Origin of the sequence: Gottfriedia acidiceleris (assembly GCF_050457485.1) — a bacterium.
Taxonomy (GTDB): domain Bacteria; phylum Bacillota; class Bacilli; order Bacillales; family Bacillaceae_G; genus Gottfriedia; species Gottfriedia acidiceleris_D.
This window is the reverse complement of the sequence record NZ_JBCMJM010000001.1, coordinates 139,224-154,325: the sequence shown is the minus strand read 5'-3', so window position 1 is coordinate 154,325 and position 15,102 is coordinate 139,224. Positions and strand designations below refer to the sequence as shown.

The window sequence follows — 15,102 nt, the reverse complement described above, 5'->3', positions numbered from 1 at the left end:
ACCAATTCTTAAATGAAATGATATTTGAGGGAGTATTTTATGGATAAGAGAATTAGAAAATCTAAAAAAGCGATTGAGGATGCACTAATTAGTTTAATGGCGGAGAATGATTTTGAAAGTATTACCATTAACTCAATTGCAGAAAAAGCAGACGTCAATAGAGGGACAATTTATTTGCATTACAAAGACAAATTCGATTTATTAGAACAATGTATTGAAAGAGAGATAAAAGAATTATTAATCTCTTGCTTACCTGAAGGCTCAGGAAGTTTTCCATCTAAAGCAGCTTTACTTAGGACATTTGAATATTTAGAAAAAAACTCTTTCTTTTACCATACATTGTTAACGAATACAGGTGTACCCACATTTAGAAATCAATTATTAAGTGTAATGAAAGATGGAATGAGAGAACAATTAAATTTAAATGAATTAAATCACAATATGAACAAAGAGTTCCTTATTCAGTTTTGGTCTTCTGCAACAATTGGTGTAATAGAATGGTGGATCACTCAATCAATGCCAATTACCGCAGAAGAAATCACAGAACAATTATGGATTTTACTAGAACGGAATCAAATTTTACCAAATATTAAATAATACTAAACTCCATACTAAAGCATTTAAATTGCTTATATTTGTTCTATCTTCGAAAAATCTAAATTCTTTTTTTAACAAAAACAAAATCCAAAAAACGGATATTAATGGGATTTATAAAGATGGACCCTTTAAATATCCTACAAATGCTCACACACTGATCTTTAGCGGGATGCTAACCTATATATGAATGTAATCCTTACACGCTGAAAGCTTTTTAGAACCCTAGGCCTAGCCTAGGGTTTTCGTCTCCACAATAAAATGGGAAAGGAGATTTTACTCCTTTCCCATTTTGTCTTTTTAACTAATGTTTGTTTTTATCAACTTTTACTAATTATTTAGCGCGCCGTATCATAAAGCTCTTTTCAACCCTTTTACCAACATACCAAAGAATTAAAATCGCAATCAAAACTAGAATACTTTCTAGTGGTTCATTTATGAAATCATCTAAATCCTGGCCAACGAAACTAATGAGCAATAATGCAACAAGTTTACCCATAGTAAAGCCAATAATATATATTTTGGGCTTGATTTTAGACATCTATGCAAAAATATTAGTTAGAAATGAAGGACAAAACGGGAACTGGACCAAATCCACTATTATCCAACCATCCCATACTAGATTTCTTTTTCTTTCTTTTTTGAATAAATCTGTCCAACCACTTTGCACCAGTCATTTTTAACAAGAAATACATTCTTGTGGTTCCTAAAACACTTCCAACAAAATTTGCTAAAAATCCTGGCCAAAATCCGAAAACATTGACGTTTGTAGCGCAAATTACCCCAAGTGGAATAATACCCAAAAATGCATCTGCAAATGGAATAAGAAATGCTATTAGAACACCTAGGTTTTGATGATTACTTACGAAATGTTGTAATTGATGAAATGAGACCCCCTCGAGAATATACAATTTCATTTAGGTTCTCCTTTCACATATATTGGTGAATTCATAATAATTAATGTAATTAGTCATCCAATCTATGAAATTAGAGATAAGGATGTTTTCCATTTTCTTTAATGCTCTTCTCGGAAACTTTGTTGTATATCAAATATAATAGAAACAAGCAGATTGTTATAAGAACTGATAACCAAGGTGAGTTCAAAATCGTTCTCCCGAACAATGAATAAAAAATAATAAGTGGAATAAATCCTGAAATCATTAAGCTAAGAAATCTCTTGTAGCTCATTTTCATTGCTGCAGTTAGGAAGCAAGCTAGATCAATTGGTGTTGCTGGACTACAACTTATTAAAAATAAAAATCTACCAGAGTTTGATTCAATGGATTTATATAATTTAGGATATTTCTTACGAATTCCATTAAGCATTTCGGTATTAGAAAAATAACGACCTATTAGGTAAATCCCGCTTTGTGAGATAATCATACTTACAATACTTATCAAAATATTCTGCCATAACGGAAACATAATTCCCCCTACAATGACAAAAATTGAACTTGGAAGTAACAAACATAACCTTAAAGAAAAAATTAAAAGGAAGATCCATTGAGCCCCTCCAGAAAAACCGTAAACGACATCTTTAATCTGATTCATATCATTAGTTAGAAATCCGAAATGTTTCATATAAAGAACGATAACTATCCATGATAAAAAAAATATTGGATAAATGAATTTTTTCATTGAATTACTCCTAATGGTCAAAAAATAGTAAAAAAATTCCATACGATAACATGAGAGAGGAAAAACAACTTATTTTTAAGCAAATTTTTCCATATTGATTTTTGCAAAAAAAAAGAACAAAACCTGTTATTATTTACTTATTGTGTGTTACTTGGTAGCTACCTGTATTTATTACAATTCAAATTTTATAATAGAATCCTTTTATGAACAATAATCAAATTTGGTAGATATGTTGTTTATGAAACAGACTTTTACATATATGTCGCATAAAGTCAAAATTGGTTAAATCATTTGAAAGCTGACGGAAAGATTTTATATAAAGAACATTGTTAATAATTTTCTAAACAATTTTTAAGTGTAAACACTTTTACTTACCTTCTTGTAATTTTTTACATATAACGGTATTTGAGGGAGTATTTTCTGGATATGAAAATTAGAAATTCTAAAATATCTAATGAAGATGCATTAATAAGTATAATGGCAATGAATGATTTTGACAGGATTACCATTAACTCAATTGCAGAAAATGCGGACGATAGTAGAGGAAGAATTTATTTACAATACAAAGACAATTCCATCATTTATTAATGTGAAATCACCTATTAGATAAAATAGAAAAATCCGCTCAATTTATTGTAGCGGATTTTTTGTTTAGCTATATCGTAGAGGGTTTAGAGCCCCATCTTGTAAAATGATGATTTTCTAATTAATTAAATTGTAGAAGTATTTTTCGTTAATGCTGGCTTTAAATGTAAGATTAGTCCTTCATTTTCAGCAGCAGTTCCGATTGTAATTCGAATTCCATTAGGGAATGCACGGATAATGTATCCTTTTGATTCTAGATCTTTAAAGATTTCTTGGCTGTTTTCAAGTGGAACAAATATAAAGTTTGCTTGAGATGGGTAGTATTCGATTCCATAGCTGTTGAATAACTCTTCATATTGTTCCATGCCTTTTTTATTTTGTTCAACACAATTTTTAATAAAGACTTGGTCTTCTAGTGCTGCTATTGCTGCTACTTGAGATAGCATTGAAGTGTTGAATGGTAGTCTAGCAATATTTAATTCTTGGATTAATTTGCTATTTGCGATACCATAACCAATTCGGAATGACGCTAGGCCGTATGCTTTTGAAAAAGTTCTTAATACGATTAGATTTTCAAATTTATTTAATAATGAGATTGTATCAGGGAAATCTGATGCTGATACATATTCAACGTAAGCTTCGTCAACAACTACAAAAGTAGTGCTTGGTACTTTTTCTAAAAACTCGACTAATTTGCGGCTTCCAATATATGTACCTGTTGGGTTATTTGGATTACAAATCCAAACAATTTTAGTATTCGCATCTACTTGTGCAAGCATAGAATCTAAATCGTGCACACCTTTAACTAAAGGAACAGGTCTAACTTCAGCACCTTCAATAACTGCGTGATGAGCATATTGTGAAAAAGTTTGTGATGCTTGTACAATATTATGTTCTTTTGTTAGCAACGCTCGACTAATCATTTGAATAACTTCGTCAGCACCACTTCCGAATATTAATTGATCTGGCTGTATATTTAGGAAATTTGCTAGTTTCTTACTAATTTCTTCTGTCGCTCCATCTGGATAAATCGCAAACTTACTTACTACATTACGTAGTTCTTCAAAAACTTTAGGAGAACATCCGAATGGATTTTCATTTGATGCAAGTTTTACTACTTTGTCTAGACCATATTCACGCATGACTACTTCACTTGGTTTTCCTGGTGTGTATGCTTGAAGCGTCAAAATTTGTGGTTTCACGTACATGCTTATTTCTCCTTTTATTCAAAGTTTTGTATAATGTTGTCAGTTTATCATATTATTAAGCTGTTAATCTAGTACTATTTTCAAGAATATTTCAAATTATCTAGTTCTATAATACCTTCGTTATCTTGAACATAGCTTGTTTCAAATTCAAATAAAAAGTAGAATCATAAGACTCTACTTTTCAATCCAACTACCCATATAAGCCGGATCTTCATATTGATGTGCTTCTTTTACTACGTATAGTGGTCTAAATGTATCAATCATAACTGCTAGTTCTAATGTTTCTTTTTTCCCAATACTTCCCTCAGTTTTACCTGGATGTGGTCCATGTGGAATACCTGATGGATGTAATGTAATAGACTCTTGTTCGATACCTTTTCTACTCATAAAGTTTCCTTCTACATAGTAAAGAACTTCATCACTGTTTACATTACTGTGTACATAAGGTGCCGGAATTGCTTCAGGATGGTAATCATACATCCTTGGTACAAATGAGCACACTACAAAATTATGTCCTTCGAATGTTTGATGTACTGGTGGTGGCTGATGAATCCTTCCTGTAATCGGTTCGAAATCTTCAATATTAAATGCCCATGGATATAAATACCCATCCCATCCTACTACATCAAATGGATGATGTGTTAAGACATGTTTATAAAGGTTTCCTCTTGCTCTAGTTAAAACAGTAAATTCACCTTTTTCATCATATGTCTCTAACGTTTCTGGTCCTCTAAAATCACGTTCGCAAAATGGGCTATGCTCAAGCATTTGGCCATATTCATTGCGATAACGTCTTGGCGTTGTTAATTGGCTATTTGACTCAACAATTAAAAACTTCGTATCATCATTTGGAACTACTTTGTAAATTGTTCCAATAGGGATCATGATATAATCCCCTTTACGGTAAGTAATTGTTCCAAACATTGTTTGGATTTCACCTGAACCGTAATGGACGAAGAACATTTCATCTCCTTCTCCATTTCGATAAAAATGCTTACTTTCTTCCGTTACGTTTGCAACTGCTATTAACAGATCAGAGTTACCTAAAACGTATACTCTTCCTTCTAAAGCATCACCTGTACGCTCTAAATTATTTGTGCGAATATGGCGGTGTTGCAGGGATGTCTGTTCTTCAAATTCGATTTGAAGTGATTTATAAAATGATGTTTCACTAACTGAAGTAGGCATATGGTTATGATATAAAATAGATTGAGTCCCTGAAAATCCTTTTGTACCCATTACCTGCTCTCTGTATAATGATCCATCTTCTTTACGAAATTGAATATGTCTTTTCTTTGGAATCTTACCTAGACTACGATAATACACACGCTTCCCCTCACTTTCTTACAGTATTTCGTAATGTACCTAAACCTGTAATGCTTAACTCAACGACGTCTCCATCTTCTAACCAGCGATGTTTTTCTTCACCAAGTTCTAAAATACAACCTGTTCCAACAGTTCCAGATCCAATCACATCACCTGGATATAACGTTACATTTTTTGAAGCATGAGAAATTAATTCTGGAACGGAATAATAAATTGAAGAAAAGTTGCCACTAGAAATGACTTTTCCATTAACTGCAGCTGTCATCTCCAAATCATAGCTTTTACCTGATCTAAATTTCTCAATTTCATCTTTTGTTACTATGCAAGGTCCTAAAGAAGTAGCAAAGTCCTTACCTTTTGATGGACCTAAGCCAACCTTTACTTCATGTGCTTGAATATCTCTAGCACTCCAGTCATTCAAAATTGTATAGCCAAGAATATACTCATCGGCTTCTTCAACTGGAATATCTTTACCTTCTTTACCGATAATACAAGCGATTTCTAATTCAAAATCCATCTTTTTGCAATTAGTTGGAATACTGACATGATCTTCAGGTCCAATAACCGCTCGATGATTCGTAAAATAGAAAACTGGTACGTCATACCACTCAGGTATCATCTCTAATCCTCTTCTGCCGCGAGCAGTTTTCACATGCTCCTCAAAGGCATAAAAGTCACGAATACTTTGTGGTTTTGGTAATGGTGCTCGCAATTGAACGGAAGAAAGTGGAATACCTTCTCCTGTTATTTCTGTTATTTCATTTTTATATAAATGATAGTTTTCTATAATTGTTAGTAAATCCGCTGGAATTCGACCATTACTAGCTTTATTAAGATCGATTACTTGATCTTCAACTAATAATCCCGCACGCTCATTACCATCATATTGAAAAGTTATAAATTTCATACCTTCACCTTTTTCTTTCAATTGCAAAAGTATCAGAAATAGCACGAGTGTAAGAATGGCCAGCAAGGCGACCAACTGGATTTAGCTTTTCAGTATTGATTTTGCCATCTGCATATAATTCATCATTTATATGAACATTAACGACTTTACCAATTACTAAACTACCTGCACCTTTGTTCTCACCAAAATGTAGTAGCTCATGAAGCTCACATTCTAGTCCTACTAAACTTTCTTTTACTCGAGGAACTTGTACAGTTGTCCCATCCACTTTTGTAAGACCAACTTGTTCAAATTCATCTACTCCATACGGAAAATCCGCAGCAGAATTATTAACTTGTTCGCAAATTTCTTCACTTACAATATTAATAATAAATCGTTTCGTCTGTTCAATATTTTTTAATGTGTCTTTTTTCTCGCCGTCTGTACCTCTAATCATTGGTGCAAAGCACACTAACATCGGGTCAGCACAAATCGCAGTAAAGAAACTAAAAGGTGCAACATTCGCTACACCTTCTGAGTTTACAGTTGAAACAAATGCAATCGGACGAGGCAACACTGAACCAATTAACAGCTTATAAGCATCTTGCCATGGTAAAGTATCCGGTCTAATTTCCATTGTTACAACTCCTTATAGATTTCCTCGAAGTTCTTGCTCACGCTCGATTGATTCGAATAATGCTTTAAAGTTACCATCACCGAATCCTCTAGCACCTTTACGTTGAATAATTTCAATAAATAAAGTTGGACGGTCAACGATTGGACGAGTGAAGATTTGTAATAAATACCCTTCATCATCACGGTCAACTAAAATCTTTAATTCTCTTAATTTTTCAATATCTTCATCAATTTTTCCAACGCGCTCTGTTAACATATCATAATACGTATCTGGTGTTTTTAAGAATTCCACACCTAGAGCTCTAAGTTTAGTAACTGTATCAACAATATCTTCAGTTAATAAAGCAATATGTTGTACGCCTGGTCCATTGTTATAGTCTAAGTACTCTTGAATTTGTGATTTCTTTTTACCTTCAGCTGGTTCATTAATCGGGAATTTAATTCTGCTTCCATTTGTCATAACTTTTGACATTAATGCAGAGTATTCAGTACTAATATCGTCATCATCAAAATGGATCATTGATTGGAATCCCATTACATTTTCATAATAAGAAACCCATTCTTCCATTCTTTCAACGTTACCAACTACATGGTCTAATGCGATTAATCCTGTTTCATTTACAGGAATTGTGAAAGCACGATCTTTATATCCTGGTAAGAAAGGTCCATTGTAATCGCCTTTTTCGATTAATGTGTGAATTGTATCACCATAAGTTCCGATTACAGCTTTTTTAACTGTACCATATTCATCGCTAACCTCAGTTGGTGGTAAAATTTTAATCGCTCCACGACTTACTGCACCTTGATAAGCTGTTTCAATATCATCAACTAATAAAGCAATATCTTTAACGCCATCGCCATGTTTTTTAATAAAATCAGCAATTTTAGAATCTTCTTTTAAAGTGCCAGTAATAACTAGACGAATTGTACCATTTTTTAATACGTAAGAAACTTTATCACGTACTTTTGTTTCTAACCCAGAGTATGCTACTGGTGTAAATCCAAAAGTGTTTGCGAAGAAATAAGCTGTTTGTTTCGCGTTCCCTACATATAATTCTAAATGATGAACCTCTTGTACTGGAAAAACATCATAGCTAGTATTTGTTTGTTTTAATTCATCTTGTTTCATTTTAATTTCCCCCTATAAATTACGATTTTTGTAAAGAAAAGAAAAAACTATGTAAGAGCGCTAAGTAAACGCTTACAAAACAAATAAACCGCATAAAAAAAATTCTTAACAAGGATGACAATTCGCCAAGAATACCATTTAGAAATATATGGGAAATTCCCTAACGAACACACAACCTTTACTACTATATTAATGTAATCATCGTTTTATGAATCGATTTTACATTTATATAGTAGTCTCTAAATAAATATTTCTACACTTCTTTTTAAATTCCTTCAAAAAATTTTCAATTAAATAAATTTTTTGTCGTTTCTTAATTTTATAACGATAGTATTAATTCGTTTTGCTTTTCTTTATATGATTTCCGCCCCATGTACATAAGAGATCCAAAATTGGTTTCATTGATTTACCGTATTCATTTAATTCGTATTCCACTTTAGGTGGAATTTGATCATAAGCAATACGATTAATTAGACCATCCGCTTCTAACTCTCTTAATTGCTGTGTCAACATTTTTTGAGTTATTTTAGGCATTAGCTTTCTAAGCTCATTCGTTCTTTTTTTACCAGTTTCTAAATGACAAAGTATGATACATTTCCACTTGCCACCTATTACCTCAATCGCAGCTTCAATCGGCATATTATATTCTTTCATAAATCCTCCATCATTGCTAATTACTATTTAATTAAAAATAAAGTTATTTTACTCAACTTTTTTAGTACAAATGAAAACTTCAAAATCACTATATATTGTGGATATTATAACTATTGTCCTATCAATGATTTTGCAGTCAATAGTAAAGGTTCATAAAATATAGCATACAAATAATTTATAGTTCAAATATTTATCAGTTATAAAAAACCCAAACATAGTTCTATAGACTTAGATTACCCAAAAAGTTTTATAGGCACTTTTTAGTACGTACTTTATTTTAAGATCGTTATCATTCATAATTACAATCATAATTTATTCAAAAAGGAGTGGAAACAATATGTTTATCATTCATGGTAGTTCTAGGGAAAACGGAAATACAGAACAGCTAACCAATCTCATTACAAAAGAAGTTGCCAAAACAGAAGTGCAATTACGTCATAAACAGATAAAGGCAATTAACGACCAAAGACACGAGCCAAATGGCTTCCAACCAATTGATGATGATTACGAAGAAATTGTTAAAGAAATGCTCGAGCATGATACGATTATTTTTTCAACACCTTTATATTGGTATGGTATGAGTGGATACATGAAAAACTTTATTGATCGTTGGTCTCAAAGTCTTCGAAATAAAGATCTACAATTCGCTGAAAAAATGAAAAACAAAAAAATGTATGTCGTAATTGTTGGTGGCGATCAGCCAAAAATTAAAGCATTACCATTAATTTTACAATTTAAACATATTTTCGAATTTGTTGGAGCAACACTTGAAGGATATATTATTGGAACCGGAAATTCACCTGGAGCAATATTGGAAGATCAGTTAGCCATTCAACAAGCCGAATTGCTAAACACAACATTAAAAAATAAGTAAGTACAACTAGAAGGAGCAAGACCTTGATTCCATTTTTACAACATAACCCAACTAAATTATGGTTTGGGAAAAATCAAATTGAACAATTAGCAAATGAAGTACAAGAATATCATCGTATACTTGTCGTTTATGGTGGCGGTAGTATTAAAAAAAATGGCGTATATGATGACGTAATGAACCAACTAAGTGGTAAAACGATTTTTGAGCTTTCTGGCGTTGAACCAAACCCGAGACTAACAACGGTGCAAAAAGGAATTCAAATCTGTAGAGATAACAAAATTGATTTTATTTTAGCAGTAGGCGGCGGCAGTGTAATCGATTGTGTTAAAGCGATCGCAATTGGCATTCCATTCGAAGGAGATGTGTGGGATCTTATTACAAGAAAATCCCAACCAACTAGTGCAACTCCATTTGGTACAGTTTTAACTTTAGCTGCAACCGGATCTGAAATGAACTGCACATCAGTTATATCTAATATGGAAGTAAATGAAAAAAGAGGATGGAGTAACCCATTCGTTTTTCCTAAATTTTCAATTTTAGACCCTTCATATACATTCTCAGTACCAATCGATCAAACAATCTATGGTATTGTCGACATTATGTCACATGCGTTAGAGCAATATTTCCACCGTGTAAGCAATACACCTATGATTGATCGCTTTATCGAGAGTTTATTAATTACTGTAATCGAAGCTGGTGGTAAGCTTGTTAAGGATTTAGAAAACTATGATTTACGTGAAACAATTATGTACGCAGGAACGACAGCCTTTAATGATACGTTATTAAATGGTACAGATGGCGGCGATTGGGCATCACATCAAATTGAACATGCAGTATCTGCTATTTACGATATTCCACACGGCGGTGGATTAGCAATCATATTCCCTAACTGGTTAAGTCACTGTTTAGACTATGATCCAAGCAGAATTAAAATGCTAGCAACAAATGTTTTTGGAATTTCTGAAGAAGGAAAAACAACAAAGCAAGTTGCAGAAGAAGGAATCCAAGCACTAAGAAGCTTTTGGAACTCAATCGGTGCACCAAACCGTTTAGCAGACTATCAAATTGACGACTCACGTTTAGACGAATTAGTAGAAAAATCCTTCGTAAAACCCGTAGTTGGTGGTTACAAAATTTTAGATAAGGAAAGTGCGAGAGATATTTTAGTTCGTTCTCTTTAATGATTTACCAAAATAAATATATAATTTACAATTCAAATATAAGTATATTTTGCACATAAAAACGCTTGGAAATAATATCCAAGCGTTTTTAATTATTAATATAAGTTATCCTTTTTTGTAACTAAGCGAATATAACTTTTTTGTTATATAAAATATATTCCCTTCTATTTTTAACACGAGGAACGCCATCTTTTTGATAATATACACCAAGAACATTTTCAATTTCACTTTTGTTTGTTCCTAGTATCTTAGGATTGAATTGTTCTACATAAGGGTCCCCACCTTTAACTACACAATTTGCCATTGAATCAAGAGCGATTAAGCTGAGAGGCCTTCCTTTATTTAACCACGATTTCATTCTCTCCCAAGTTGGAAAGCATACTACTGCGAGTCTTCCCCAATTATCATTAAATTCAATGCAATTCAATTCTATCCAATCTAGTACATTAGTTGAACGGAAACGATATAAGCAACTAAATGCTTGTATCGGCAACTCTTTTTTATTAACTAATGTCAATTTATTTAACACATTATTTAAACCTTCTTCAATTGGTAAACTGCTCGATGTCGCTAACGATAGTTCAAAAAGTAACTCTTCATCATAATTATTCCAAAGTTCTCTAATCCACTCTGAAGCAGAGCTACCCAAGACATCAGCCACTATTTCCAACATTCGCGATTTTATTTCATAATTTCCAGTTGCATAAAACCTGGATTTAACAGATTTTAAAATTGATAAATCATTATGTACTTTAAGAGCACTAATTACTTCATCCTCTAGAAACCATCTAGTTATAGAGAAATCTATCAATGCCTCTAACTCTTTTCGGACATTTTTCAAAGTTGGTGCTTTATCTTTTTTTGTTACAATTACGTCTTCTTCCGGTTGACTAGCTTCACCATCATCTTCGTAAAAATCATCATGTAAGAAATACTTCTTGGGTGAATGGACAACTGCTAAATTGTACCATTCAATAGGTTTCAAGGAACGTTTTAATAATCTTTCATGACAATTATCGCAAAGCTTATAAGGTTGATTTGGGTCCTCAGAATTTTCTTCAACACTAATTAAATTTAATTTACAGGCTTCACATAATTTGGTAGAAAAAACCAACAAAATCACCTCTTCTAATCTTCCATAATGTATATGTTAACATAAATTCCTAAAATCCTTTTATAAAAGATATTAAAAAATTCGCCTAATTTATAATCAAATTTATTCTCTGATTCACAGAACTTATTTACACTCAAAATTTTATTCCCAACTCCCCATACCATATTTGTACTTACTTCAATTACATTACCTACCCACCAACTTTATTGATATCTCCACATTCCAGTTCAAACAAAAAAAAGAACCCAATAAAAGGTTCTCAACTAAAATTGCATTTCTACCCAATTAAGTTCATTAATATGGTGATCTACAACGTTACAACACATATTCGGGTTAATCGTATCGACATGTGAAATTGTTATAGAAGACATTGAAACCGAATATTTAACCGTATCAACAATGCTCATATTATTCATATAGCCATATCCGATTCCAGCAACTAAAGCATCTCCCGCTCCTGTTACATTCACGACTGAAACGCCATCTGCTTGGATAATACCTTCTTCTATTCCATCATTATAATAAATTCCTTCTGCATCTAAACTAATAAAAACTTTTGATACCCCTAACTCTCTAAAATATCTGCCGGCTTTTCGTACATCTTCAACAGAAGTAATTTCAAAACCACATAAAACTTCAGCTTCATGTCGATTTGGTTTAATCGTATGAAAATATTGAATATAATCTTTTATTTTTGAAGCTTTTGAAGCAGAAACTGGATCTAAAATAAATTTAGTTTCTTTATGGAAATTTGTTAATAAATAAGCTAAAATACTTGGATTATCCGCGTCAACCACCATATATTCAGCATTTCGAATAACTTCTGCCTTGGAGTCTATAAACTCCTTTGTAAAATTGTTTGTGATATCTAAATCTACTACTGCAGAGACCATTTCTCCGCTTTCATTTAAAATCGCTAAATATGTTGGAGTAGATTCACCTTTAATAATTAACGTGTCTTCCATATCTATGTTCATATTTTTTGCGTGATTTAACATATTGATTCCATTGATATCATCACCAATGACTGAAATAAACTTTGTATTTAAGTTGATCTTTGCCATATTTTCTGCAATATTACGGCAAACACCACCAAACGATACTTTTACACTGCCTGGATTTGAATCATATGGACGATAATTTTTTTTCGTAAATCCGATAATATCACATATCGAAACACCAAATACTAATATATATGGATTAGAAGGAATTGTCATTTTGTCAGTCCTTTCACTTTTAAACTGAAAGAAAAATAAATTGTTTTGATTCACTAATTATACCAGTATAATATATTTTTTATAAAGTATTTTTTTAAACTTATTTTCATAATTAATTTCTTTTTTATTATTGACTAAAATTATTTTTAAGTATAATATTTATTCTTACGTTTAAAAAATATATTTTTTACGTGGTTCGAAAACCTCCCACGAAAAAAAACTAAGGAGAAACAAAATGAAGTTAAAGACAATTACTGTTAATGGAGTATTTGCTGCACTTTATATTGCAGTTACGTACTTTATTCAACCGTTCGGGTTTACGAATGTACAGTTTCGTGTATCCGAAATATTTAACCACTTAGTCGTATTTAATAAAAAGTACATATATGGAGTAGTTTTAGGCGTTATATTAGCTAATTTTTTCTTTTCTCCAATAATGGCATATGATTTAGTCTTTGGTGTTGGCCAATCGATTATTTCGTTATTAATTACAATTGCAACGTCAAAATTTATAAAAGGTATTATACCGAGGATGATTGTTAACACGGTTGTCTTTACGATTACTATGTTCTTAATCGCAATCGAATTAAAACTAGCGTTTCATTTACCTTTCCCAATGACTTATTTAACTACAGCCATTGGTGAATTTGTAGTGATGGTTGTTGGTATACCGATTATGTACTATTTAAATAAACGAGTAAAATTCGAACATCTTATTTAAGTAAAAAAGAGTTGTTTCTCTAAATGGAAACAACTCTTTTTATTATGTATTATTTGTCTTCTCTTAATAAATAATCATTACCATCTTGATCGTAAAAATTAAACATTGAACCGTATGGCATTTTCATCAGATCATCAACTTTTACGCCATTTTGTTTCATTTTTTCATAAGCAGCTTCGATATCCGTTGTACTAAAAAGTACAGATGGATGAGCTATTTTTTCTGGTTTAAATTGTTCCATCGAAGGTTTAGAGTAAAGAACTAAAGTAGTAAATTCACTTTCACTTGGACCTACTTCAATCCATTTAGCATCTGGTCCCATTGGCATTTCTATTTTTAGAACAAACCCCATTTTATTAATCCAAAAGTCTTTTGCTTGCTCTTGATCTTCTACATAAACAGTAACTTTACCGATTTTATTAATCATTTAAAAATCTCCTCTACTGGTTAATTTTACTACCAATCTATTTTAGCAAACACAATTCTGCAAAACAAACCGATTAAGTATGAATTTTCACTCCATGTGTAAGACTTTTTTCCTGTAGAAGCATTTTTATAAAACAATACCATATACTTTTTTGGAACAGTACAAAGTAAGGAGGAAGTAATCTTGCCTAATAACGTAATTTGGAACGATGTTGATGAATATTTTATCGAAAAACTAATTCCGAATGATCCTATCTTAGAAAATGTATTACTTACAAATTATCAAGCCGGTCTACCTAGTATAGATGTGTCTCCTACTCAAGGTAAATTACTTTATCTATTAGCAAAAATTAAAGGCGCTAAAAACATTTTAGAAATCGGTACTTTAGGAGGATATAGTAGTATTTGGTTAGCTCGTGCACTTCCTGAAGATGGGAAATTAATAACCTTAGAAATTAGCCATGAGCATGCAAAAGTTGCCAAACAAAATATCAAAGAAGCAAAATTGCAAAATAAAGTCGAAATTATTATAGGAAAAGCGTTAGAAACTTTACCAACTCTAAAAGAATCTAAACCTTTATTTGATTTCATATTTATCGATGCCGATAAACCTAATAATCCTCACTATTTAAACTGGGCATTAAAATTAGCAACTCCTGGGGCATTAATAATTGTAGATAATGTTGTTAGAAACGGTGAAGTGATTTATGAAACGAGTCAAGATGAAAATGTCAAAGGTGTCCGTCAGCTTATGGATCTAATCACTACAGACTCTCGAATTGACACTACCGCTATTCAGACTGTCGGATTAAAAGGATATGATGGTTTTGTGATTGGTGTTGTTAAGTAATTTTTTAATTTTAAAAAGGGGCGCCCATAATTCAGTGAACCTGAATTATGAGACTCCCCCTTA

Annotated in this window: 16 protein-coding genes and 1 riboswitch; of the genes, 5 read left to right on the top strand and 11 right to left on the bottom strand. The window is 32.0% G+C overall.

The features are described from left to right. Positions 1-39 precede the first annotated feature (39 nt). The gene (locus ABEY15_RS00685; protein ID WP_429887773.1) at positions 40-597 is read left to right on the top strand and encodes a TetR/AcrR family transcriptional regulator; all 558 of its coding nucleotides are present in this window, start codon (positions 40-42) and stop codon (positions 595-597) included. Positions 598-1,148: 551 nt separating this feature from the next. Here the strand turns inward: ABEY15_RS00685 and ABEY15_RS00680 are convergent. The 8 genes from ABEY15_RS00680 to ABEY15_RS00645 all read right to left on the bottom strand — a co-directional run bounded on the left by ABEY15_RS00680 (position 1,149) and on the right by ABEY15_RS00645 (position 8,656). After that, positions 1,149-1,511, bottom strand: coding sequence for a VTT domain-containing protein (locus ABEY15_RS00680; RefSeq protein ID WP_429887772.1), 363 nt, complete (start codon positions 1,509-1,511; stop codon positions 1,149-1,151). A 70-nt stretch (positions 1,512-1,581) separates the two neighbouring features. Beyond that, complete coding sequence (locus ABEY15_RS00675; protein ID WP_429887770.1) at positions 1,582-2,232, bottom strand: TVP38/TMEM64 family protein; 651 nt, start codon at positions 2,230-2,232, stop codon at positions 1,582-1,584. Positions 2,233-2,942: 710 nt separating this feature from the next. Beyond that, complete coding sequence (hisC, locus tag ABEY15_RS00670; protein ID WP_098861707.1) at positions 2,943-4,025, bottom strand: histidinol-phosphate transaminase; 1,083 nt, start codon at positions 4,023-4,025, stop codon at positions 2,943-2,945. A 174-nt stretch (positions 4,026-4,199) separates the two neighbouring features. Continuing rightward, entirely contained in the window at positions 4,200-5,351 is a 1,152-nt protein-coding gene (locus ABEY15_RS00665) for a homogentisate 1,2-dioxygenase (protein WP_097975378.1), read from the bottom strand. Between the two features lie 10 nt (positions 5,352-5,361). Next, entirely contained in the window at positions 5,362-6,258 is an 897-nt protein-coding gene (locus ABEY15_RS00660; protein WP_429887769.1) for a fumarylacetoacetate hydrolase family protein, read from the bottom strand. 4 nt (positions 6,259-6,262) lie between these two features. Then, complete coding sequence (locus ABEY15_RS00655; RefSeq protein WP_429887767.1) at positions 6,263-6,874, bottom strand: flavin reductase family protein; 612 nt, start codon at positions 6,872-6,874, stop codon at positions 6,263-6,265. 12 nt (positions 6,875-6,886) lie between these two features. Then, positions 6,887-8,002, bottom strand: coding sequence for a 4-hydroxyphenylpyruvate dioxygenase (hppD, locus tag ABEY15_RS00650; protein WP_429887765.1), 1,116 nt, complete (start codon positions 8,000-8,002; stop codon positions 6,887-6,889). Between the two features lie 333 nt (positions 8,003-8,335). Then, positions 8,336-8,656, bottom strand: a complete 321-nt coding sequence (locus tag ABEY15_RS00645) for a winged helix-turn-helix transcriptional regulator (RefSeq protein WP_129689063.1) — start codon at positions 8,654-8,656, stop codon at positions 8,336-8,338. A gap of 337 nt (positions 8,657-8,993) precedes the next feature. On the opposite strand from ABEY15_RS00645, the gene ABEY15_RS00640 reads away from it, so the two are divergent. Continuing rightward, on the top strand, positions 8,994-9,530 hold the full coding sequence (locus ABEY15_RS00640; RefSeq protein WP_429887764.1) for a flavodoxin family protein: 537 nt from the start codon (positions 8,994-8,996) through the stop codon (positions 9,528-9,530). A 23-nt stretch (positions 9,531-9,553) separates the two neighbouring features. Beyond that, positions 9,554-10,711 carry an iron-containing alcohol dehydrogenase gene (locus ABEY15_RS00635; protein WP_429887762.1) on the top strand — a complete coding sequence of 386 codons (1,158 nt, stop codon included), beginning with the start codon at positions 9,554-9,556 and terminating at the stop codon, positions 10,709-10,711. Positions 10,712-10,832: 121 nt separating this feature from the next. Here the strand turns inward: ABEY15_RS00635 and ABEY15_RS00630 are convergent, their stop codons facing one another. Then, positions 10,833-11,825 carry a hypothetical protein gene (locus ABEY15_RS00630; RefSeq protein WP_429887761.1) on the bottom strand — a complete coding sequence of 331 codons (993 nt, stop codon included), beginning with the start codon at positions 11,823-11,825 and terminating at the stop codon, positions 10,833-10,835. A 263-nt stretch (positions 11,826-12,088) separates the two neighbouring features. After that, complete coding sequence (locus ABEY15_RS00625; protein WP_429887760.1) at positions 12,089-13,042, bottom strand: carbohydrate kinase family protein; 954 nt, start codon at positions 13,040-13,042, stop codon at positions 12,089-12,091. Between the two features lie 185 nt (positions 13,043-13,227). Further along, a riboswitch (PreQ1 riboswitch) is annotated at positions 13,228-13,272 on the top strand. Positions 13,273-13,277: 5 nt separating this feature from the next. Between ABEY15_RS00625 and ABEY15_RS00620 the strand changes: the two genes are divergently transcribed. Then, on the top strand, positions 13,278-13,763 hold the full coding sequence (locus ABEY15_RS00620; protein ID WP_056470694.1) for a QueT transporter family protein: 486 nt from the start codon (positions 13,278-13,280) through the stop codon (positions 13,761-13,763). A 49-nt stretch (positions 13,764-13,812) separates the two neighbouring features. Here the strand turns inward: ABEY15_RS00620 and ABEY15_RS00615 are convergent, their stop codons facing one another. Next, on the bottom strand, positions 13,813-14,190 hold the full coding sequence (locus ABEY15_RS00615) for a VOC family protein (RefSeq protein ID WP_097975394.1): 378 nt from the start codon (positions 14,188-14,190) through the stop codon (positions 13,813-13,815). 183 nt (positions 14,191-14,373) lie between these two features. On the opposite strand from ABEY15_RS00615, the gene ABEY15_RS00610 reads away from it, so the two are divergent. Further along, the gene (locus ABEY15_RS00610; RefSeq protein ID WP_429887759.1) at positions 14,374-15,039 is read left to right on the top strand and encodes an O-methyltransferase; all 666 of its coding nucleotides are present in this window, start codon (positions 14,374-14,376) and stop codon (positions 15,037-15,039) included. Positions 15,040-15,102: the final 63 nt, after the last annotated feature.

Coding starts and splice junctions, on each gene's coding strand:
- ABEY15_RS00680 (WP_429887772.1), bottom strand. CDS start 1,511: ATGAAATTGTATATTCTCGAGGGGGTCTCATTTCATCAATTACAACAT.
- ABEY15_RS00675 (WP_429887770.1), bottom strand. CDS start 2,232: ATGAAAAAATTCATTTATCCAATATTTTTTTTATCATGGATAGTTATC.
- ABEY15_RS00655 (WP_429887767.1), bottom strand. CDS start 6,874: ATGGAAATTAGACCGGATACTTTACCATGGCAAGATGCTTATAAGCTG.
- ABEY15_RS00660 (WP_429887769.1), bottom strand. CDS start 6,258: ATGAAATTTATAACTTTTCAATATGATGGTAATGAGCGTGCGGGATTA.
- ABEY15_RS00620 (WP_056470694.1), top strand. CDS start 13,278: ATGAAGTTAAAGACAATTACTGTTAATGGAGTATTTGCTGCACTTTAT.
- ABEY15_RS00645 (WP_129689063.1), bottom strand. CDS start 8,656: ATGAAAGAATATAATATGCCGATTGAAGCTGCGATTGAGGTAATAGGT.
- ABEY15_RS00625 (WP_429887760.1), bottom strand. CDS start 13,042: ATGACAATTCCTTCTAATCCATATATATTAGTATTTGGTGTTTCGATA.
- hppD (WP_429887765.1), bottom strand. CDS start 8,002: ATGAAACAAGATGAATTAAAACAAACAAATACTAGCTATGATGTTTTT.
- ABEY15_RS00685 (WP_429887773.1), top strand. CDS start 40: ATGGATAAGAGAATTAGAAAATCTAAAAAAGCGATTGAGGATGCACTA.
- ABEY15_RS00640 (WP_429887764.1), top strand. CDS start 8,994: ATGTTTATCATTCATGGTAGTTCTAGGGAAAACGGAAATACAGAACAG.
- hisC (WP_098861707.1), bottom strand. CDS start 4,025: ATGTACGTGAAACCACAAATTTTGACGCTTCAAGCATACACACCAGGA.
- ABEY15_RS00615 (WP_097975394.1), bottom strand. CDS start 14,190: ATGATTAATAAAATCGGTAAAGTTACTGTTTATGTAGAAGATCAAGAG.